The 20813-nt window shown below is 57.6% G+C and carries 18 protein-coding genes and 1 pseudogene; 9 read left to right on the top strand and 10 right to left on the bottom strand.

The genetic code is table 11. The annotated features are described in order from the left end of the window. Positions 1 to 41: 41 nt before the first annotated feature. The 9 genes and pseudogenes from DUD43_RS19365 to DUD43_RS02840 all read right to left on the bottom strand — a co-directional run bounded on the left by DUD43_RS19365 (position 42) and on the right by DUD43_RS02840 (position 10780). Complete coding sequence (locus tag DUD43_RS19365) at positions 42 to 1157, bottom strand: glycosyltransferase family 4 protein (RefSeq protein WP_322742798.1); 1116 nt, start codon at positions 1155 to 1157, stop codon at positions 42 to 44. 207 nt (positions 1158 to 1364) lie between these two features. After that, positions 1365 to 2435, bottom strand: a pseudogene (locus DUD43_RS19360) (glycosyltransferase family 4 protein); the annotation flags it as partial. Next, the gene (locus DUD43_RS02870) at positions 2432 to 3559 is read right to left on the bottom strand and encodes a glycosyltransferase family 4 protein (protein ID WP_153229075.1); all 1128 of its coding nucleotides are present in this window, start codon (positions 3557 to 3559) and stop codon (positions 2432 to 2434) included. The gene DUD43_RS02870 and the pseudogene DUD43_RS19360, both read right to left, overlap by 4 nt. A 63-nt stretch (positions 3560 to 3622) precedes the next feature. Then, positions 3623 to 4732, bottom strand: coding sequence for a glycosyltransferase family 4 protein (locus tag DUD43_RS02865; RefSeq protein ID WP_153231517.1), 1110 nt, complete (start codon positions 4730 to 4732; stop codon positions 3623 to 3625). A gap of 39 nt (positions 4733 to 4771) precedes the next feature. Continuing rightward, complete coding sequence (gene murJ, locus DUD43_RS02860) at positions 4772 to 6133, bottom strand: murein biosynthesis integral membrane protein MurJ (RefSeq protein ID WP_153229074.1); 1362 nt, start codon at positions 6131 to 6133, stop codon at positions 4772 to 4774. Further along, positions 6130 to 7155 (bottom strand): SDR family oxidoreductase, encoded by a 1026-nt coding sequence (locus tag DUD43_RS02855; protein WP_153229073.1) that lies wholly within the window; start codon positions 7153 to 7155, stop codon positions 6130 to 6132. The genes murJ and DUD43_RS02855 overlap by 4 nt, the downstream gene beginning before the upstream one ends. 14 nt (positions 7156 to 7169) lie before the next feature. Next, a complete protein-coding gene (gene tviB, locus DUD43_RS02850) occupies positions 7170 to 8450 on the bottom strand; it encodes a Vi polysaccharide biosynthesis UDP-N-acetylglucosamine C-6 dehydrogenase TviB (protein WP_153229072.1) in 1281 nt (426 codons plus the stop codon). A gap of 49 nt (positions 8451 to 8499) precedes the next feature. Then, entirely contained in the window at positions 8500 to 9624 is a 1125-nt protein-coding gene (locus DUD43_RS02845) for an MraY family glycosyltransferase (RefSeq protein WP_153229071.1), read from the bottom strand. A gap of 199 nt (positions 9625 to 9823) precedes the next feature. Continuing rightward, entirely contained in the window at positions 9824 to 10780 is a 957-nt protein-coding gene (locus DUD43_RS02840) for a LysR family transcriptional regulator (RefSeq protein ID WP_009461103.1), read from the bottom strand. Between the two features lie 288 nt (positions 10781 to 11068). On the opposite strand from DUD43_RS02840, the gene uraD reads away from it, so the two are divergent. The 6 genes from uraD (at position 11069) to DUD43_RS02810 (ending at position 16190) form a co-directional block, all read left to right on the top strand. After that, complete coding sequence (uraD, locus tag DUD43_RS02835; protein WP_153229070.1) at positions 11069 to 11599, top strand: 2-oxo-4-hydroxy-4-carboxy-5-ureidoimidazoline decarboxylase; 531 nt, start codon at positions 11069 to 11071, stop codon at positions 11597 to 11599. Positions 11600 to 11744: 145 nt separating this feature from the next. Further along, positions 11745 to 12257: an ureidoglycolate lyase gene (locus DUD43_RS02830; RefSeq protein ID WP_153229069.1), complete on the top strand. Its 513-nt coding sequence runs from the start codon at positions 11745 to 11747 to the stop codon at positions 12255 to 12257. Then, the gene (locus DUD43_RS02825) at positions 12254 to 13045 is read left to right on the top strand and encodes a class II aldolase/adducin family protein (protein WP_153229068.1); all 792 of its coding nucleotides are present in this window, start codon (positions 12254 to 12256) and stop codon (positions 13043 to 13045) included. The genes DUD43_RS02830 and DUD43_RS02825 overlap by 4 nt, the downstream gene beginning before the upstream one ends. A 27-nt stretch (positions 13046 to 13072) precedes the next feature. After that, positions 13073 to 13258, top strand: a complete 186-nt coding sequence (locus tag DUD43_RS02820; RefSeq protein ID WP_153229067.1) for a 4-oxalocrotonate tautomerase — start codon at positions 13073 to 13075, stop codon at positions 13256 to 13258. 374 nt (positions 13259 to 13632) lie between these two features. Next, the gene (locus DUD43_RS02815; protein ID WP_153229066.1) at positions 13633 to 15117 is read left to right on the top strand and encodes a nucleobase:cation symporter-2 family protein; all 1485 of its coding nucleotides are present in this window, start codon (positions 13633 to 13635) and stop codon (positions 15115 to 15117) included. A gap of 197 nt (positions 15118 to 15314) precedes the next feature. Next, on the top strand, positions 15315 to 16190 hold the full coding sequence (locus DUD43_RS02810; protein WP_153229065.1) for a hypothetical protein: 876 nt from the start codon (positions 15315 to 15317) through the stop codon (positions 16188 to 16190). A gap of 67 nt (positions 16191 to 16257) precedes the next feature. Here DUD43_RS02810 and DUD43_RS02805 read toward each other — a convergent pair whose 3' ends face one another. After that, positions 16258 to 17175 carry a LysR family transcriptional regulator gene (locus DUD43_RS02805; protein WP_026485032.1) on the bottom strand — a complete coding sequence of 306 codons (918 nt, stop codon included), beginning with the start codon at positions 17173 to 17175 and terminating at the stop codon, positions 16258 to 16260. Between the two features lie 110 nt (positions 17176 to 17285). Between DUD43_RS02805 and gcl the strand changes: the two genes are divergently transcribed. From gcl to DUD43_RS02790, 3 genes are read left to right on the top strand one after another with little or no spacing between them, the layout of a single operon-like run. Further along, complete coding sequence (gcl, locus tag DUD43_RS02800) at positions 17286 to 19061, top strand: glyoxylate carboligase (RefSeq protein WP_153229064.1); 1776 nt, start codon at positions 17286 to 17288, stop codon at positions 19059 to 19061. A 28-nt stretch (positions 19062 to 19089) separates the two neighbouring features. Next, positions 19090 to 19878 carry a hydroxypyruvate isomerase gene (gene hyi / locus DUD43_RS02795; protein WP_153229063.1) on the top strand — a complete coding sequence of 263 codons (789 nt, stop codon included), beginning with the start codon at positions 19090 to 19092 and terminating at the stop codon, positions 19876 to 19878. A 39-nt stretch (positions 19879 to 19917) separates the two neighbouring features. Then, on the top strand, positions 19918 to 20802 hold the full coding sequence (locus DUD43_RS02790) for a 2-hydroxy-3-oxopropionate reductase (protein WP_153229062.1): 885 nt from the start codon (positions 19918 to 19920) through the stop codon (positions 20800 to 20802). Positions 20803 to 20813: the final 11 nt, after the last annotated feature.

Here is a 20813-nt window from a genome sequence, read left to right as displayed (position 1 = left end):
GTTTTTTTATGCCTTGGCCCAGGACCAAGGCAGTTCAAGTCTTAACGACTCAAATACTGATACAAATCCAGATGAGCCTCGCTGATGCGGCCTATATCAAAGGCCTCTTCAGCCAAACGTCGGCTTTCCGCCCCCATGGCTTGTCGCTTGGCCGTATCCTCACCCAATTCCATCACCGCCGCTGCCAAGGCCTGTGCATTACGCACTGGCACCAGCACACCCGTCACGCCAGGTTCGATAGCATCACGGCAACCGGGTACATCAGTCGTCACCACCGCTCGCCCGCAAGCTGCAGCTTCCACCAAGGATTTAGGCAAGCCTTCACGGTAAGACGGCAGCACGGCAATATGCGATTGGGCATAAAGCTGAGCAATATCACGACGCTCGCCCAGGCACTCCACCACGCCCTGCTTTTGCCAGCTCTGCCACTCCTGCTCGCTGATGCTGGCAGGATTACCGGGATCAGGACTGCCAGCCAATACCCATTTCACCGAGCTGCCTTGAGCGGCACTGATACGGGCAGCTTCCACAAACTCGCGCACGCCCTTGTCCACCAACAGACGCGACACCATCAAGGCGACGGGCGGGCCTTCAGGCTCTGGCAAGGCTTGAAACTCGTTCAGGTCTACGCCTGAACCACGAATCAGAATGCACTGATCGCGTTTGACAACGCGGTCCTCCAGCAAGACATCACGGTCATTGCTGTTCTGGAAAATCACACGGCTATTAGGATGTCCCAAGGCAATGCGATAAAGCTGCAGGGCAACCCAGCGTACGGGATCAAATGACTTGTCGCGCTTGGTAAACACATAGCCCAGGCCAGATACAGCAGCCAGAAAACCCGGCACACCGGCCATGCGCGCCGCAATTCCACCGTACAAAACAGGCTTGATGGTAACCGCGTGCACCAGCTCGGGGCGCTCCCGGCGAAACAGACGCCACAAAGCCCAGATGGTTTGCAGCTCCTGCAAGGGATTGGTCCCGCTGCGAGTCATGGGCAAAGCATGGTGATGCAGGCCATGACGCTCGATCTCGGCAACCGCAGGGCCATCCATGGTGGCCACATGCACGTCATAGCCCTCACGCTGGGCCGCCTGCGCCAAAGGCAAGCGGTGCGACAGGAAAAAAGCGGGGTTATTGACCACGAACATCAGCATGCGCGTTTTCTTGCTGGCATCGTCCGTCAAGGCGCTCAAGGCCTGACGGCTGCGCTTGCGTTTGGGCGGGTACTGCGCCGTCAAGGTCTTCCAGGCCTGCGTGTAATTCTTGACCATGCCCTCCAGGGAGAACAGGCGGGCAACCCGTTCACGGGCATGCTCATGACGAGCCTGCCAGGAAGGTGCACCCAGCTCATCAACCGCGCTACTGATCGCGCCTGCCAAGGCTTCGGCATTGCTGGGGGGCACAATCCAGCCCTCATTGCCTACGATCAAGGCTGCATCGCCCACGTCGGTGACCACATTGGACACCCCGGCGGCCATTGCTTCACACACCACGTTGGGGAAGCCTTCCGCCGAGCTGGACAGCACATGCACGTCCAGCGCATTCATCAGGCGAGGGACATCGCTGCGCCGTCCCATCAGGATGACGCTCTCACGCAACTGATGCTGATCCAGCAAACGCATCAGGGTTTCGTTATTGCTGTCCATGCCGTCGCCAATCAAGAGGCAACGCAAACCAGGATGACGGTGCAAGCTGCGGGCCAAGGCGGCCAGCAGATTGGGATGATCTTTCAGCGGATTCCAGCGGGCCACACTACCAATAACCGGCGTATCCAGTGACAGGCCCAATTCTTGGCGCACTTCCTCACGCGCCTGCTGATCGGGGTGCCAACGGCTTAAATCGTAGCCATTGGGAATCACTTTCATGATGTCGGCACGATAGCCCCACTGCTTATGACGTCGGGCCGCGTTTTCGGCGCAGGACACAATCAGATTGGGAATAAAGCGCGACAGGCGGGCACACAGCCAGGCCACCATACGAGCTTTCGGGCTGCCTTGATACAAATTCGCGCCCGAGTTACGGATACCCCAGGACACCGCCGGAATGCCAACCAGTCGCGCAGCGGCGCCACCGATCAGATCGGAGTGATACATCCAGGTTTGCACCACATCGGGCTGTACGTCGCGCAGCACGCGTGTCAGCGATCGCAAGCCCTTCAGAAACCCCAGCGGCGAGTGCATGTGCAGGCAGTACAAAGGAATGTCTGCGGCCCGCAATTGCGGCCCAAACACATCTTCCTCGCCCAAAGAAATCACAATATGTTCGGTATCTTGACCGGGTGCCGTCACCAAACGGAACAAGACTGTTTCTGCGCCACCCTGCCCCAGCCCCGCAATAATATGTACGACACGCAAAGGCTGCGTTGTTTTCTCCAGCTTGTCATCCACGGCGTCTGTTTCCTGATTCAACGACCTTGGCTGCAATGCACTCATGCTTTGGCTCCCTCTTCTATACCGCCACGGGCGGCCTGAAAGACCTGGTCCCAGTTAAGCAAAACCTGCTCTAGTTCATAACGCTGACGCACCGCAGCAGCAGCACGACGTCCCAAGACACCCCGAAACACACCATCCCCCATCAGCTCGGCCAGGGCGGCGGTCAAGGCACCTTCATCCCCTACCGGAACCAGCAAGGCATCCTTGCCATCGGCGCTGATCTCGCGCGGGCCGCTGGGGCAATCAACCGTCACGGCGGGCAGGCCCATGGCCATGGCTTCCAGCAGCACGTTCGGAAAACCTTCCACTTCCGAGGTCATGACAAAAGCATGGGAACGCGCCATTTCCTGCCAGGGCTGGGCGGTTTTACCAGCCAGCTCGATACGATCGGCCGCACCCGACATGGCAATCAGCTGCACCAATTGGGCACGCTGCGGGCCATCGCCCCAGATTTTCAGTTTCCATTCCGGATGCTCGGCAGCCAGGCCAGCAAACACGCGGATCAGGACATCAAAGCGCTTGGAAGGCACCAGACGCCCCATGGCCATCAGGGTGCAGTGACGGTTTTCTTCCACTCGCACCTCGCGCTGCACGGCATTCAAGGCCTGCGGCAAGGGGTTGGGAACAACCATGACCTGTTTCATGCCCGGCACCATGGCCTGAAACGCTGCCACGCTGGCTCGGGTCTGCACAGTCACTACCTGCGCCTTGGGATACAGACGGCGGCGCAGGCTTTGCAAGAGCTTGCCTGCACTGCTGCTAAAGGCTGGGTTGGTACGTTCGCCCACCACAATAGGGACGCCCATGCCGCCCAGCCCCAGCAAGACATTGATATTCACATTGGTCAGAAAAGACACGATGACATCAGGCTGTTTTTCACGCACCAGCTTGCGCATGGCACGCAGCTTGGCCAACGGTTTGGGCAGCCAGCTACCGCGCATGCGATGGGCCAGCCACACCAGTTCCACCTTGGAGTCGATAGGGTAAAAGGCGCTGCCTCCTCCACTATAGGTAGGCACCAGGGTGACCTGATCGCCCCGCAAACCCCAGGCATTGGCCAGGGTAGAGGCGACGCGCTCGGCACCGCCTGCGTTCAGGGAGCTGACGAAAAACAGAATATTCACTGGGCCTCCGTGGGCTCATCGACCGGGTAGCTTGGGCCTGCTGGCACTAAGCAAAGCGCCATTTTAAGGCCGACGCAAGCACTGTTCCAACACTTGCTGCCATAGCGCCAGAACTCGGGCCGAGGAAAAACGATCGCGCACATCCGTGGCGCGACGCGCCAATCGCTGGCGCTTGTCATCGTTGGACATCAGGTCGGACAAATGAGCGGCCAGCGCTTCCACGTCTTCGATCGGGCGTACCAACACACCGTCAATATTGGCGCGGATGATCTCGCGCGGGCCGGTATCGCAATCGAAGGCAACGGCGGTCAGACCGCTGGCCATGGCTTCCAGCAGGCTGTTGGACAAACCTTCCATGCGGGAGCTGAGTACATACAAATCAGACTGTTCGTACCAGTCCGCCATATTGCCGACGCGGCCAGGAAGCTGGATACGCTCTTGCAGTTCCAGTTCTTCAATGCGTGCTTCCAGCGGAGCGCGCTGCTCGCCCTCGCCCAGAATCACCAGATCCCAGTCGGGGAAATAGTTGGACAGCATGGCAAAGGATTCGATCAGGGTGTCAAAACCCTTGACCGGGTGCAATCGTCCCACGGCCAGCAAGCGTTTGCGGCCTTCTGGCAGCTCGGGCACCGGCACAACGGGCTCGGCGCGGTCCATAGGCCAGCGCACGGCATTGGGAATCACCTGTACCTGACTGCCAGGCACATGCTCGCGCAACCAGTCAGCGGTACCAGCAGTCAGCGCGATCACGGCATGCGCTTGCGGGTAGGTGCGCAAACGGGCTTTCTGCCAGAAGGAGGACAAGGACTGAGAGGGAGGATGCGTATGCTCGGTAGCAATCACCTTGCAGGGCAAGCCTTTGGCGGCAGAAATAGCCAGCACCGAGGACGTCGTCATCATGCCCAACACAACATCGGGCTTGGTCTTGCGTATCAAGGAGCGCAAGCGGCTGACGCGTCGCCAGTTCTTCCACAAGGCGTCCAGACGGCCCCGGCTGCTGCCTGCCGTTCCCAATACGTGGCGCTCTACACCGTCTGCCACGGTATAAGCGTCTTTTTCACGGCCTGCCTGAGTCACCAGGGACACTCGATAACCACGCGCCACCCAGGCTGCGCTGAGATCGACTGCGACACGTTCTGCCCCGCCCCCACCCAAAGAGTGGATAAGCAGCATGATATGAGGGCGAACTACCGAATGACTGTGCACGTTTTCCTATTCCTGCGAACCAGGCGCAAAGGCACTGGCTGGCTTCAAGGCCAAGATGAAGTAACAAGTGAAAGAGGCCGCGTACATCAGGCTGGTTGCCAGCATGATGCCCGACGGACCCATGCGCGCCGCCAGGATCGGGTTCAGGGCCGCTTTCACCAAAAAATTGATCACGGCAATAATTGCCATTGATTTATAACGGTTCTGACTGGCCAGTAGCTGCACCAGAATCAGCACCCCAAAATAAAAAGGCAGTTGCACCAGGCCCCAGCTAAACACCTGAGCAACGGTGGCCGTATCCTGCGCGGTGAAGGCACCTCGCTCAAACAGCAGCTCCACACCCCAAGGTGCCAGCAGGACACCAATCGCCGCCGCGACCGCTCCGGCCGCCAACATCATGACCGACCACTTCAGGGCCATGGAGCGAGCACGGGCGTTGTCGCCTCGGCTTTGAATATCCGCCAGCACAGGCAAGGCGGCCCGGCCGACAGAAGCAGCACCGACTCCCAGCACCAGAGCCAGCAAGCGAGTGGCATAACCCAAGGTTGCGTTGGCATTGGCGCCCAGATTGGCTGCCGTATATTGGTCAATAGGGCCGACAAAGCTCATGGCAACCTGCCCCACCAGCATGATGGTGGCGGCCTTGAGCAAATCCGGCCACTGCTCGGCACGCAAGCTGATCGTGGGACGAGCCCAGATCTGATCGGCCCGCGAAGCCAGAATCATCAGCCATACGGCCTGGATCGTCATGCCCAGCAAAGTGCCCCACAGCAAAGGGCCAATGCCTGCATTCCCGCCTGCGGCCAGCACCCAGATCAGGATGACAAAGGCCGGAACACTTTCCAGCAAAGTATTGATGTGACGCTCATGGGCTCGCAGGCGAGCGGCACTCAAGCCAATCATCAGCGTCAGAACCGCTGCAGGCGCAAAGGCAAACAGCAGCTCCCGGCTCATTTCATGGACGGCCGGACTTAAACCTTGTCCGGTCCATTGCAGCACCCAGGGCCAGCTAATCCAGATCAATGCGCCCAGCACGCAGCCGAGCACAATGCACCAGGCTTTCAGTTCACCCAAAAAACGACTGCGCGCAGCCGGTTCCAGGCGATGCAAACGCACCAGAACGGGAATCAGCACAACTGACATGGAGCCAACGATAGTCACTGGCAGCCAGTTGGCCATGACCATCGTGAACTGATAAGCATCGACTACATCGCTCACACCGTAGCGATAAGCCACCGCCATTTCTTTGAAAGCGCCCGCTGCCTTGCCCAGCAATAGAAAAAACGCCACCCGCATCGCCCCAAGAGCGATGCGACGGTGGTCGTCATGCAGACTAGACAGACGTGCTTTCAGGCCGGCCCAAATCAACTCAGAAACGCCACGTACCAGGGCATGGCGGTGTTCAGGCCCTGCAAAATCGTGTGAGTCGGCTCGTAACCCAATTGCGTGCGAGCTTTGGTGATATCGGCTTGAGAATGCAGCACATCGCCAGCGCGGAAATCCGCATAGATGGGCTGCTTGGTGTAGTTCACACCATTTGTGCTCAAGGCCTGCTTCAAGTGCTCGAACAGCTCGTTCAGGCTGGTACGGGCATTGACGGCAACGTTATAGACCTCGGCCACAGCAGGTTTTTGCTGCACGGCGGCCAGGATATTCATTTGAATAACGTTGTCGATAAAGCAGAAATCGCGGCTGGTTTGGCCATCCCCGTTGATTTGCACATCCTGATTCTGGATCATGGCCGATACCCATTTAGGGATCACGGCGGCGTACGCACCATTGGGGTCCTGACGTTTACCGAATACGTTGAAGTAACGCAGGCCCACGCTGGAGAAACTATAGGCACGGGCAAACACGTCCGCATACAGCTCGTTCACGAACTTGGTGACCGCGTAAGGAGACAAGGGGCGACCAATCGTATCTTCCACCTTGGGCAAGCCGGGGTGATCGCCATACGTGGAGCTGGAGGCCGCATAGACAAAGGCTTTAACCTGTTCGTCACGCGCTGCCACCATCATGTTCAGGGCACCGTTCACATTCACTTCGTTGGAGGTCAGCGGATCGTTCAAGGAACGGGGCACCGAACCCAACGCGGCCTGGTGCAGCACATAGTCCACGCCTTTAACGGCTTCGCGACAGGTATCCAGATTACGGATATCGCCTTCAATAAAGCGGAAACGGGCCCAGCGCTCAGCACCAACCTGATCGCGCACTTCATCCAGATTGTATTGATGGCCGGTTGCAAAGTTATCCAGACCCACCACCTGCTGATCCAGATTCAGCAAGGCTTCCAGAAGATTGGAACCGATAAAGCCAGCACAACCCGTAACCAGCCAGGTTTTAGGCTGATTACGCAGTTGTTGGCTCGCCTGTTCAAATGCAGAGCTCATAATGCTTTCCAAAATTAAAGGCGCAGATCGGACTGTTCGCGATCAAACACATACTTCAAGTCGTAGAGCACATGCTCGGGCTTGCCCCATCGGCGCACGCCCTCCACACCCAGATCCTTGAACTGTTTGTGGGCCACAGCCACGATCACACCGTCGTATTCGCCCGCTTTGGGCGCTTCGACGGGAGTAATACCATATTCATGTTGTGCCTCTGCAGGGTCAACCCAAGGGTCGTACACGTCTACGTGCACATCGTATTGCTTGAGTTCATGCACGATATCGACAATGCGGGTGTTACGCAGGTCAGGACAGTTTTCTTTAAAGGCCAGACCCAGCAAGAGAACGCGCGAACCTTGCACCTGGATGCGGCGCTTGGTCATGGCTTTAACCAGCTGGGAAGCCACATAACCACCCATGGAGTCGTTCAGACGACGGCCGGCCAGAATGATCTCGGGGTGGTAGCCAATGGCTTGCGCCTTGTGCGTCAGGTAGTAGGGGTCCACGCCAATGCAGTGACCGCCAACCAGACCGGGACGGAAAGGCAGGAAGTTCCACTTGGTGCCTGCAGCTTCCAGCACGTCCAGGGTATCGATGCCCAGACGGTTGAAGATCAGAGCCAATTCGTTGATCAGGGCGATGTTCACATCACGCTGAGTGTTCTCGATCACCTTGGCAGCTTCGGCCACGCGAATGGAGCTGGCCTTGAAGGTGCCCACCACAATGATCTCGCGGTACAAGGCGTCGACCAGATCAGCAACCTCTGGGGTCGAGCCGGAAGTCACTTTCTTGATGGTGGAAACACGGTGTTCCTTATCGCCCGGATTGATACGCTCCGGGCTATAACCGGCGTAGAAATCTTCGTTAAAGCGCAGGCCCGACACTTGTTCCAGCACAGGCACACACACTTCTTCGGTAGCGCCGGGGTAGACCGTGGATTCGTAAATCACGATATCGCCGCGTTTGAGCACTTTACCAATGGTCTCGGAAGCACGGACCAAAGGAGTCAGATCAGGCTGCTTGAATTCATCAATAGGCGTGGGCACGGTCACGATGAACACATTGGCCTGAGCCAGTTCATCCGCCTCGCAGGAGTAGCTCAGACCACTGGCTTGGGCCAGTTCTTCGCTCTCGACCTCCAAGGTACGGTCCACCCCTTCCTTGAGTTCGGCGACACGACGCGCGTTAATGTCAAAACCAATAACGGAACGCTTTTTGCCAAACTCTACAGCCAAAGGCAAACCGACATATCCCAAGCCGACTACGGCCAGTTTCACATTCTCAAGTTGCAACTTCATTCTCCAGTTAGCGCTATGCGCAAGGAATAATCTTGAACGCCTGACAGTATCAGTCCCGGTCTATCCGCCGCCGTACCGAGGGCAGCAGCAACCAGGAGGGGCGACGCCACGAAACCAGACGGGAATAGAGCCAGATATAAACCAGTGAGAAGGCCAGCATGCTGGCACACAATGCCCAGGTATTGTCCCACCAGATAGTAGCTGGCACCAAACCGATCAAGGCCAGCACCCACAGGTATGGAGACGTCATGGCATTACAAAACGCGGGCAAGGCCCCACCACTGTCACGACTGAACGTGGAACGCACCAGACGACGGAACACCAGTTGATGCAGGTGCAGCGCGTCCGGCTGATCCACAGGCACACCACGTTTGAAGCGGCGACGCCAGATCGAAAACATGGTTTCAAAAACAGGGTAAAACAGCACGGCCAAGGCGTAAAACGGCGACACACTGGGGTTGCGTACCACCAGTTGCACAGCCAGTTCGGCCAGCATGAAGCCCAGAAAGTACGCGCCACCATCCCCCAGAAAGACCCGTCCGAAAGGAAAGTTCCACACCAGAAAGCCCAGGGTGGCCGACGCCAGCGAGGCGGCAATCAGGAAAATCGGGATGTCCTGCACCTGCAAGGCCACCAGAGCCAGCGACAGCGCCATCAAGGTGGCAATCATGCCGGCCAGGCCGTTCATACCGTCAATAATATTCAGGGCATGGGTGCAGCCGCCTACTGCAATCATGGTGAAAAGCAGCGAAATGGGCCAGAAACCCAGAATCCAGTCGGCCCAGCTCACCCCAACGCGCGATACGCCGCCCAGCAACCACCAGGCAATCGCAGCCGACAAGAACGCGGCCAGCAAGCGTTTCAGGGAGCCTACGTCCTTGGTGATATCCTCGACCAGGCCCGCCACAAATACCGGCATGGCCGCCAGAAACAAGACCGGCCACAGCCAGGTCAGTGTCATATTGCTGGGTCCAAGGACCAGCAAGCCCGCCAAACTGCCTGCCACCACTGCCAGACCACCCACACGCGGGGTAGGACGAGAATGGGACGCTTGGGGTTTACTAAGGTCGCTATCCCCGGTCAAACGGCCATGCCAACGTTCGGAGGCCACAATAAGCCCGCCGACCATAAAAGCCACGACACAGATATACAACCAGGTTAGGGACTCCCCCATCTGAGGTAAAGACACCGCAAAACACCCTGCAAGGTTAGGAACTACACATTATCAACCTGCCTTCCGGCTTGTGTCCGTGACCAGTCGCTTTAAATGCAACAATTTTCGTCAAGTCCCGTATCGCTTTCGTGTAGGCAGGAGTAGCTCGCTAATTTGCCCGAGCGCGAGCCCGAAAGCAAGTATTTTAGGGCTTTGGCGCTCAGGAATCGGGTTGCGGCAACGGTTCTGTCGAGGCCAGCTGATTACCGCACTCGGTCAGAAGTCGCCGTAACCAGCGATGGCTGGGCGAATGCCGGTTACGCTCATGCCAGAGCTGATAAAAGCGCATGGGCGGAAACTCCAGTGGAGCCTCCAGAATCGCCAGAGGCAATAATCGGCAATAGAACTCGGCAAAATGACGTGAGGTTGTAAAAATCAGGTCTGTATTCTGTAGCAAATACGGTGCGGCCGAGAAGGACTGCACCGCCACGCTTTCATCACGCTGAATACGCAAGGTCGCCAGGGTGGTGTCGATAACACCGCGCTGGTTGATGGAATACGGCATGGGCACCACATGGCGCGCCCGCACGTAATCGTCCATGGTCAAACCCTTGCGGGCCAAGGGGTGCGTTGCCGCTACCAGACAGACGATCTGATCTTCCAGCAGCACGGACAGGTGCATGCGATCCGGTGGTTCGGGCCAGTTACCAATGACCATGTCCAGATCGCCTTCCGCCAGCGAGCGCTCAAAATCAAAACTGGCATCCAGAGAATGCAGATTCAAACGCGCACCCGGTGCCTCGCGGCGCATGCGCTCGACCACCCCGCCAATAAAGACAGGCGCCAGATAGTCCGGCGCTCCAATATGAAACTCGCTGCGACTTACCTGAGGATCGAAACTGTCTGGCGCATTAACCATACAGTCGATCTCGGCCAGGGCTCCCTTGGCGTGGGCCAGCAGGCCAATGGCGCGCTCGGTGGGCACCATGCCGCCCTTCTCCCGGACCAGCAAGGGATCGCCAATAATGTCACGCAAGCGTCGTAAGGCCGCACTGATAGCAGGCTGCGACTGGTTCATTTTGAACGCGGTACGCGAGACGCTGCGCTCGGTAACGAGTAAGCAAAATACCCTCAATAGATAGGTATCAAGCGGGTTATCCCCACGTCGGGCGGCCATCTTATTCTCTCCTTCTTACGCTTTTTTCCAGCATGATAATGACATACATGCACAATACGAGATGGCATATATCATTTATACGCCTAATTCTATTTTATTTATAAACAGAAAACTTAAACTGGTCCCATATAAGAAAATCATAGCCCACAGGCGGTGGTTTATAAGGGTTTGAATAAATCAAACAGACCGTGTAAACGCCCACCCACTACCTTGATAAAACGGCCCCCAGGCCTGGTCCTGGAGCCGCCTCGGCTCGCACTATTTACGCTTAGATAATCGGACTGACACATGACTACTCAAACCCTTACCACCTCACAGGCGCTAACTGAACTCTCCAGCCTGGATCAGAGCCAATTCGTGGACAAGCTCGAAGGTATTTTTGAACACTCCCCCTGGGTCCCTGAACGTAGCTGGAACCAGCGTCCGTTTGAAAGCGTGGATCAGCTGCACGCCTGCATGGTGCAAGTGGTCAAAGAGGCATCGCACGACGAACAGAAGAACCTGATCTGTGCTCACCCCGAGCTGGCTGGTAAAGAAGCCGAGCAAGGGACACTGACTACCGCATCGACAGGCGAACAACGCGGCGCCGGCCTGGACCAGTGCTCGGCCGAAGAGCTGGCCCGTCTGCGTAGCCTGAACGCCCAATACCGTGAGCGCTTCGGTTTTCCCTTCGTGATTGCCGTCAAGGGTTTGAGCCGTTACCAAATCATGGATACAGTAGAAGCCCGTCTGAACAACAGCGCTGAAACCGAGTTTCAAGCTTGTCTGACCGAAATCGGCAAGATTGCCCGTTTCCGTCTGGATGCGCTGCTGGGCTGATCTTGCTGCCTGCCGGGTCTGATTGACCCATCCAGTTCACGGGGTAGCGCCAGCCTGCGGGCACGCTACCCTTTGTTTCCTCTGACCCTTCGTGGCGCGGCTGCTTTCAGCCCCACGCGGGTCTGCCTTATTAAGGACCTCTGCCATGACAATCACATTGAAGTTGGAAACCCTGACAGCCGAAGCCTTCACCCCTTTTGGTGATGTCATCGAGGCCTCCGACACAGTTCAGCACTTCACCATCAATGAAGGCAATACCGAGCGTTACCACGACCTGGCCAAGATCGAGCCGGGCCCAGACGGTCACGCGATTGTGTCCATTTTCCGTGGCCAGCCGCGCACCCTGCCCTTTACCGTGGAAATGATGGAACGCCACCCCAAAGGTAGCCAGGCCTTCATTCCCCAGTCCGGCCAACCCTATCTGGTGATTGTGGCTCCCGCTGGCCCAACTCCCAAGGCAAGCGATCTGCGCCTGTTCCTGGCTCGTGGCGACCAGGGCGTGAACTACGCAACCGGCGTGTGGCACCACCCCCTGATGGCGCTGAACCAAGTGGCCGACTTCATCGTGATTGACCGCAAAGGTCCTGGCGACAACTGCGACGTGATCCAGCTGGAAGAAAAAGCCATCATCGCTGAACTGGAAACCACCGCAGCGTGAGCCAGTCCTGTCCCATCACGCCGGACATAGAGGCCATTTACGCCCATCGTCCGGCGGATATTGATCCCGAGCACTGGCGCGCCCGCGTCAATCTGGCCGCCGCCTACCGGCTGGCGGCCCGTCAGGGCTGGGACGATATCATCTACACCCACATTTCCCTGCGCCTGCCCGGCCACGACGACATTTTCCTGATCAATCCCTTTGGTTTGCGCTTTGATGAAATCTGCGCGTCCAATCTGCTGTTGATTGATACCCAGGGCCAGGTCGTGGACGGCACAGGCCGCCATGCCAACCCCAGCGGTTTTGCCATTCACGGTGCCGTTCACCGCGCCCGCGCGGATGCGCACTGTGTCATCCACTTACATACTGATGCCTCGATTGCGGTCTCGGCCCTGTCCTGTGGATTGCTGCCCCTGTCGCAACACGCCATGCGCTTCTGGCAGGATATTGGCTATCACGACTATGCCGGTCTGGCCTTCCCGCCCCAGGAACAAGAAGCCCTGCTCAAGCAATTAGGCTCCTATCCGGCCCTGCTCTTGCGCAACCACGGTGCCCTGACCTGTGGACGTACCGTTGCCGAGGCCTATGTTCTGATGGATGCCCTGGAGCGCGCCTGTCGCATTCAGCTCTCTGCCATGGCTGCCAGCCCGGAATTGCACCTGCCCCCGAAGGATGTGCTGGATTTGACACATCGCCAGCTTTTGCCGGAGGACGAGCCGGAGGGCTTGTTAGAATGGCCGGCCTTGCTGCGCAAGCTCTATCAGAGCGAGCCGGATTTTTGCCGCTAAGACCCTTTCCACCCCTACGGAGCTTTTATGCCTTCTATTAACGTACAACTATTCGACGGCCGTCCCGTGGAAATCAAGCGTGAACTCGCCCAGGCCCTGACCAAAGAAGCCTGTCGCGTGCTTGGCTGTACCCCGGATGCCGTCGATGTGATCTTTACCGACGTCAAACGCGAGGACTGGGCGACAGCCGGTGTCCTGTGGTCGGACAAGTAAATCAGACCCATGAAAAAAGCGGCTATCAGGCCGCTTTTTTTATATCTTTCAGTACCTTGAAGGCCCTTCAAACGTCAATCAAACAGTAGTTTGGAGGCTGCTAACATAGATTTTTCGGATGGACTAGGTGGGCAATACCCCTAGCACTGCAAAACGCATGAAAAAAGCAGGAATCTGCTAGGCCGCGGCCTGAACACAGGCCCCATCTACAGGGCTTATATCCTTTCCCCCCTGTAGGGATCAGCCTGCCATACGCTTTTACGTATTCTACTTATCAAGCCGTACTGCCTTCCAGTGATACGGCCCATCCGATAACTTTATGCTTACGCGGCCCAGGCATCGGCTGCGCATAACGTATTAATAAGGAGACCCGGATGTCCGCCAACCCAGAAGTGTCCACACCTGCTGCTTGTGACGGTGTAGACGAACGCCTACCAACGGGGCGCCTGGCAACCCTTGGTTTGCAACACGTCATGGTGATGTACGCGGGCGCAGTTGCTGTCCCCCTGATCATTGGTGCAGCCTTGGGCCTGACCAAAGAACAGATCGCATTCCTGATTAATGCCGACCTGCTGTGCTGTGGCCTGATCACCATCATCCAGGCTCGCGGCCTGGGCATGTTCGGTATCAAACTGCCCGTCATGATGGGTGTGTCCTTTGCAGCGGTCAGCCCCATGATCGCCATTGGTCTGGACCCGCAACTGGGCCTGCCCGGTATTTTCGGCGCCACCATCCTGGCCGGTATCTTCAGTATTCTGATTGCCCCGGTATTTAGCCGTCTGATGGGCTTGTTCCCCCCTGTCGTGACCGGCATCATCATTACCGTGATTGGCGTGACGCTGATGCGCGTGGGTCTGAACTGGATCGGCGGCGGCTCCCCGACCATTACCGATGCTGCTACCGGCCTGTCCATCCCCAATCCCGACTACGGTTCGCTGGAAAACCTGGGCATTGCCCTGATGGTGCTGACCGTGATCCTGCTGATCACCAAGTTTGCGCGCGGTTTCCTGGCAAACGTGGCCGTGCTGATTGGTCTGCTGGTTGGTTTCTTCGTTTCCCTGGCCATGGGTCGCATCACCTTTGAAGGTCTGGATCAGACCAGCTGGTTTGCCGTGGTGACTCCATTCCACTTTGGTGTACCGACTTTCAGCTGGGCCCTGCTGGGTGCAGCAGCCGTCCTGTCCCTGATCATGGTTGTGATCATGGTTGAATCTCTGGGCATGTTCCTGGCACTGGGTTCCATCTGCGGCCGTCCTACCGACCGCGAAGCGCTGGTGCGTGGTCTGCGTACTGACGGTCTGGGCACCCTGGTGGGCGGCATCATGAACACCTTCCCGCACAGCTCTTTCTCGCAAAACGTGGGCCTGGTCAGCGTGACCGGCGTGCGCAGCCGCTGGGTATGCGTCATGGGCGGTGCCTTCCTGATCATGCTGGGCCTGTTCCCCAAAATGGCGTTCATCGTGGCTTCCATCCCCAACTACGTTCTGGGCGGTGCTGGCATTGTGATGTTCGGCATGGTGGCCGCCACCGGCATCAAGATCCTGATGTCGGCCAACCTGAACCGCAACCCTTACAACCCCTACATCGTGGCCATCAGCCTGGGCTTTGGCATGATCCCCCTGGTTGCCGAGCATCTGCTGGACAAGATGCCGCCTGCTCTGGCCCCCCTGCTGCATAGCGGAATCTTGCTGGCTGCCGTCTCTGCCATCTTGTTGAACCTGTTCTTCAACGGCATGGAGAAATACGCCGATCAAGGTCACACCGTTGAATCCACCGCTGCTACCCAGGCCCGCAAACAGGCCACCGCTCAAAAAGCGACGGAAGACAGCAGCAATCACCTGGCCTCACAAAACGGCTAAGCCCCCCTTTTTGAACAGCCGCCCAGCCTGAAACGGGCGGCTGTTCAAATTTCTGCAGTACCCGCATAAAAGTATCGACTGCCCATAATTAATCTAAGCAAGGTCAGTAACACCCACTCGAAGAAAACTAAAGCCGCAGGCCATAAGGGACATCAGATCCCAAGGACCTGTTTGTGCTCAAACAAAGAGGAGACACTATGAAACAGCTACACCCTGCTCGCTGGGCATGCGCCCTGCTGGCCGCCCCCCTGCTGTCCAGCCCCGCTTTGGCAGCCGACTGGAGCGACACCTTTTTAGGCTACCGTTTCAGCACGCAGTACACCGAGCCGATGAACGATCGGACTATCCAGAAGCACATCCTGAGCCTGACTCACGTCAACGGCTACAGCCTGGGACAGAACTTCTTTAACCTGGATATTCTGCAGTCGGATCGCTACGACCCGTCCAGCGGCAACGGCAGCAATGGCGCCACCGAGTTCTACGCCACTTATCGTCACCAGCTCTCCATGGGCAAGGTGTTCGACAAGGACATCAGCTTTGGTCCCGTGAAGGATGTGGCCATTACGGCCGGCTTTGACCTGAACACCAAGAACACCGCCTTTGCACCGCGCAAACGCCTGCTGGTGCTGGGCCCAACCTTCAAGTTCGATGTACCCCGAGGCTTTGTGGACCTAAGCCTGATGGTGGGTAAAGAGTGGAACCACTGTGGCCTGGGTGCCCCTGCTTGCCCCGACAGCCGCAGCTCTTTCCACACTCAGTTTCTGGCCAGCCTGAACTGGAACCTGCCCTTCGATGTGGGTTCGGTCCCGCTGAAGTTCCAGGGCTTTGCCAACTACGCTGGCCCCAAGGGTGACGACTACGCAGGCATCAGCACCAAGTCTGAAGTGCTGGTCCGTACCTCCCTGATGGCCGACGTGGGTAAAGTGGCCTTCGACAAGAAAAACACCCTGTGGGTGGGGATTGGCTACGAGTACTGGTACAACAAGTTCGGCAATCGTTACATGGCGAACGGCAACCTGAAGCCTGGCATCAAAACCAGCGCCCCCACCGTGCAGGTGGAATGGCACTTCTAAGCGCCATGCAGCATGAAAAAAACCGCTTTTCGAAGCGGTTTTTTTTTCATTCAGGAAACTGGAAAGCCTAGAACTGCACCTCGCCATCCCAATAGCCAGGCGTGTTGTAGATAGCACGCAAATAGTCGATGAAACGGCGCACCTTGGCTGGCAAATAACGCTGCTGCTGATACACCGCCTGGATGTCGTAGCTGGGAATTTCAAACTCGTTCAGCACCGTCACCAGCTCGCCCCGCTTGAGTTCCGGCTGAATTTCCCAGGTGGAACGCCAGCCTATCCCCCAACCTTGCTTGACCCAGTTGAAAAGCAGTTCACCGTCATTGCAGTCCAGATCGCCATCGACCCGTACCGCCAAAGGCCGACCATCACGCAAGAAGGTCCAACCGCGTTGCTGCCCGCCCTGCAAGTTGAACGCCAAGCAGTTATGACGAGCCAGATCTTCCGGTACGCGCGGCACACCGTGACGCTCAAAATACTCGGGCGTGCCACACACCACCCGTCGGTTCGGATACAGACGCACCGCCACATAGTTGGGGTCGGTCACTTCACCAATCCGCAAGGCCATGTCATAACCTTCACGCACCAGATCGACCACGCTGTCGGTGAAGTTAAACGACAGCTTCAACTCGGGATAACGCTTTTTGAAGGACAAGGCATGGGGCGCCACATGGCGACGCCCAAAGGCCGCCGGGGCCGACACCACCAAGTGCCCGCGCACCACTTTACGCTGGGCGCTGATACTGGCTTCGGCCTCCTCAAAGTCCTTCAGAATTTGTTTGCACTGCTCCAGAAACTGCTCGCCCAGATCCGTCAGCGTCAGCCCACGGGTAGATCGGTGCATCAGGCGCACACCCAGGCGCTGTTCCAGCGCATCCAGGCGGCGGCCCATGACCACGGGGGTGACTCCTTCGATCACAGAAGCGGCTGCAAAACTGCCTTTTTCAGCGACCAGTGCAAAACTTCGAATTTCGGTATAACGGCTCATTCAATACTCCAAGTATCGATAGAAACAATCGTACCACCATTTCTAGGCAGGTCCATCACTCCTTATTATCGAGTTGTGAATTTCGTCAAACGATGATCTAGGAGATATCAATGGCTCGAATGAGAGCAGTGGACGCCGCCGCCGCAATTTTACGTAAAGAAGGCGTGAGCACCGTATTTGGCGTGCCCGGCGCCGCCATCAACCCCTTCTACTCCGCACTGCGCAAAGAAGGTGGCTTTGATCACATTCTCGCCCGCCACGTGGAAGGCGCTTCCCACATGGCCGAAGGTTTTACCCGTGCCAATCCCGGCAATATCGGCGTGTGCATTGGCACCTCCGGTCCCGCTGGCACAGACATGATCACCGGCCTGTACTCCGCATCGGCTGACTCGATCCCAATTCTGTGCATTACCGGCCAGGCCCCACGTGCCCGCCTGTACAAGGAAGACTTCCAGGCTGTGGACATTGAATCCATTGCCAAGCCCGTGACCAAATGGGCCGTGACGGTTCGCGAACCTGATCTGATCCCACGCGTGTTCCAGCAGGCTTTCCACATCATGCGCTCCGGCCGTCCCGGTCCTGTGCTGATCGATATGCCTATCGACGTACAAATGGCCGAGATCGAGTTCGATCTGGACACCTACTCGCCACTGGAAGCGTACAAGCCGACCGCCACGCGCGCCCAGGCTGAAAAAGCCATCGAACTGCTGAACGCTTCCGAGCGTCCGCTGATCGTCTCCGGTGGTGGCGTGATCAACGCTGACGCCGCTGCCCTGCTGCAGGAATTTGCCGAACTGGTGAACGTTCCCGTGATTCCAACCCTGATGGGCTGGGGCACTGTGCCGGACGATCACCCATTGATGGCCGGTATGGTCGGTCTGCAAACCTCGCACCGTTACGGCAACCAGACTTTGCTGGCTTCGGACTTTGTATTCGGTATCGGTAACCGCTGGGCCAACCGCCACACCGGTTCCGTGGACGTCTACACCGAAGGCCGCAAGTTCGTGCACGTGGACATCGAACCCACACAGATCGGCCGCGTGTTTGGTCCTGATCTGGGCATTGCCTCGGACGCAGGCGCTGCACTGAAACTGTTCATTGAAGTCGCCAAAGAATACAAGGCTGCTGGCAAGCTGAGCGATCGCGCCGCCTGGGTAGCCGACTGCCAGAAACGCAAGGCCACTTTGCAACGCAAGACCAACTTCGACAACGTGCCCTTGAAGCCTCAGCGCGTGTACGAAGAAATGAACCGCGCCTTTGGTCCTTCGACCACCTACGTCAGCACGATTGGTCTGTCGCAGATTGCGGCCGCCCAGTTCCTGCACGTGTACAAGCCACGTCACTGGATCAACTGCGGTCAGGCGGGCCCATTGGGCTGGACCATTCCCGCTGCTCTGGGTGTGGTTGCCGCTGACCCAGGCCGTGAAGTGGTGGCCATTTCGGGCGACTACGACTTCCAGTTCATGATTGAAGAGCTGGCCGTAGGCGCCCAGTTCAAGCTGCCTTACATCCATATTCTGGTCAACAACGCCTACCTGGGTCTGATCCGTCAGGCACAGCGCGGCTTTGAGATGGACTATTGTGTACAGCTGGCCTTTGACAACATCAACGCCCCTGAAACCGAAGGTTATGGTGTGGATCACATCACTGTGGTGGAAGGTCTGGGTTGCAAGGCCATCCGTGTACACAAACCCCAAGACATTCAGGCCGCCATCGAACAGGCTCGCGCATGGATGAAAGAGTTCAGCGTGCCGGTTGTGATCGAACTGATCCTGGAGCGCGTCACCAACATTGCCATGGGCACCGAACTGCACAATGTGACGGAATTCGAGTCCCTGGCCGAAGCGGGTATTGACGCCCCCACCGCCATCTCGCTGATGGACTGATTGCTGATTTAAAAAACGGAGTAGCACTATGCCAAAATTTGCCGCCAACCTGACCATGCTGTTTAACGAGCACGACTTCCTGGATCGTTTCCAGGCAGCGGCCGAAGCCGGTTTCAAGGGAGTGGAGTACCTGTTCCCCTACGCCTACGACAAACAGCAGCTGGCTGACAAACTGCAACAACACGGTCTGACCCAAGTGTTGCACAACCTGCCTGCGGGCGACTGGGACGGTGGCGAGCGCGGCATTGCAATCCTGCCCGAGCGCGTGGGTGAATTCCAGGACGGCGTAGGCCGTGCCATCGAATACGCCACCGCGCTGGGCTGCAAGCAAGTCAACTGCCTAGCGGGCAAACTGGCCCAAGGCGCAGACCGTGAACTGGCTCACAAGACCTTGGTCAGCAATCTGCAGTTTGCTGCCGCCAAGCTGAAAGACGCCGGCCTGCGCCTGCTGGTTGAACCCATCAACACCTTCGACATTCCAGGTTTCTACCTGAACCGCACCGAGCAGGCCGCGGCTCTGTTGCAGGACGTGGGTTCGGACAATCTGTTCATCCAGTACGACGTCTACCACGCCCAGCGCATGGAAGGCGAGCTGGCCGCCACCATGAAAAAGCACCTGGACAAGATTGCGCACATCCAGATCGCGGATAACCCAGGCCGCAACGAACCAGGCACAGGCGAGATCAACTACGCCTGGCTGTTCAAGTACATCGACAGCATTGGCTACCGGGGCTGGATCGGCGGCGAGTACAAGCCCGCTGGCGTGACCAAGGATGGCCTGGGCTGGATGACTGAACTGACTGAAGTCGCCGCCTGATCGTCGGATACCTGCAGATAATTATTAGGAGATTACACAATGGCTAAAATCGGTTTTATTGGTTTGGGCATCATGGGCGCACCCATGGCCGTCAACCTGATCAAGGGTGGTCATGAGCTGTTTGCCTACACCCGTGGCGACTTCCCCAAAAGCGTGAAAGAAGCTGGTGCAACGGTTTGCGCCAACGGCACCGAAGTGACCCGTCAGGCTGACATCATCATCACGATGGTGCCCGACACCCCTCACGTGGAAGATGCGCTGTTTGGCGAAGACGGCATTGCCGCTGGCCTGACCGCTGGCAAGATCGTGGTGGACATGAGCTCCATCTCTCCCGTGGCCACCAAAGGCTTTGCCGAGCGCATCGTCAAGCTGGGTTGCGAATACCTGGACGCTCCTGTGTCCGGTGGCGAAGTCGGTGCCAAAGCTGGCTCGCTGACCATCATGGTCGGCGGCAAGCAAGAAGCCTTCGACAAGGTCAAGCCTCTGTTTGAACTGATGGGCAAGAACATCACCCTGGTCGGCAGCTACGGCGACGGTCAGATCACCAAGGTGGCCAACCAGATCATTGTGGCTCTGACCATTGAAGCCGTAGGCGAAGCCCTGTTGCTGGCCTCCAAGGCCGGTGCTGATGCAGGCAAGGTTCGTGAAGCGCTGATGGGCGGTTTTGCCAACTCGCGCATTCTGGAAGTACACGGCGAGCGCATGGTCAAACGCACTTTTGATCCTGGCTTCCGCATTGAACTGCACCAGAAAGACTTGAACCTGGCCCTGACCACCGCGCGTCAGTTGGGCGTGGCTTTGCCCAACACCGCAACGGCCCAGGAACTGTTCAACACCTGCGCCGCCCACGGTGGCGCTGCACAAGACCACTCCGCCATGGTCCGCGCTCTGGAAATCATGGCCAACTACGAGATTGGTCAATAAGATCGGTTCAA

The sequence above is a fragment of the Alcaligenes faecalis genome (assembly GCF_009497775.1).
GTDB classification, from domain to species: Bacteria; Pseudomonadota; Gammaproteobacteria; order Burkholderiales; family Burkholderiaceae_B; genus Alcaligenes; species Alcaligenes faecalis_D.
This window is presented reverse-complemented; position numbering and strand designations above follow the sequence as displayed.

Excerpts from the sequence above, each read along its gene's own strand:
- DUD43_RS19365 (WP_322742798.1), bottom strand. The coding sequence starts at position 1,157 with ATGCTGATGTTCGTGGTCAATAACCCCGCTTTTTTCCTGTCGCACCGC.
- DUD43_RS02865 (WP_153231517.1), bottom strand. The coding sequence starts at position 4,732 with ATGCTGCTTATCCACTCTTTGGGTGGGGGCGGGGCAGAACGTGTCGCA.
- DUD43_RS02855 (WP_153229073.1), bottom strand. The coding sequence starts at position 7,155 with ATGAGCTCTGCATTTGAACAGGCGAGCCAACAACTGCGTAATCAGCCT.
- tviB (WP_153229072.1), bottom strand. The coding sequence starts at position 8,450 with ATGAAGTTGCAACTTGAGAATGTGAAACTGGCCGTAGTCGGCTTGGGA.
- DUD43_RS02845 (WP_153229071.1), bottom strand. The coding sequence starts at position 9,624 with ATGGGGGAGTCCCTAACCTGGTTGTATATCTGTGTCGTGGCTTTTATG.
- DUD43_RS02840 (WP_009461103.1), bottom strand. The coding sequence starts at position 10,780 with ATGGCCGCCCGACGTGGGGATAACCCGCTTGATACCTATCTATTGAGG.
- uraD (WP_153229070.1), top strand. The coding sequence starts at position 11,069 with ATGACTACTCAAACCCTTACCACCTCACAGGCGCTAACTGAACTCTCC.
- DUD43_RS02830 (WP_153229069.1), top strand. The coding sequence starts at position 11,745 with ATGACAATCACATTGAAGTTGGAAACCCTGACAGCCGAAGCCTTCACC.
- DUD43_RS02820 (WP_153229067.1), top strand. The coding sequence starts at position 13,073 with ATGCCTTCTATTAACGTACAACTATTCGACGGCCGTCCCGTGGAAATC.
- DUD43_RS02815 (WP_153229066.1), top strand. The coding sequence starts at position 13,633 with ATGTCCGCCAACCCAGAAGTGTCCACACCTGCTGCTTGTGACGGTGTA.
- DUD43_RS02810 (WP_153229065.1), top strand. The coding sequence starts at position 15,315 with ATGAAACAGCTACACCCTGCTCGCTGGGCATGCGCCCTGCTGGCCGCC.
- DUD43_RS02805 (WP_026485032.1), bottom strand. The coding sequence starts at position 17,175 with ATGAGCCGTTATACCGAAATTCGAAGTTTTGCACTGGTCGCTGAAAAA.
- gcl (WP_153229064.1), top strand. The coding sequence starts at position 17,286 with ATGGCTCGAATGAGAGCAGTGGACGCCGCCGCCGCAATTTTACGTAAA.
- hyi (WP_153229063.1), top strand. The coding sequence starts at position 19,090 with ATGCCAAAATTTGCCGCCAACCTGACCATGCTGTTTAACGAGCACGAC.
- DUD43_RS02790 (WP_153229062.1), top strand. The coding sequence starts at position 19,918 with ATGGCTAAAATCGGTTTTATTGGTTTGGGCATCATGGGCGCACCCATG.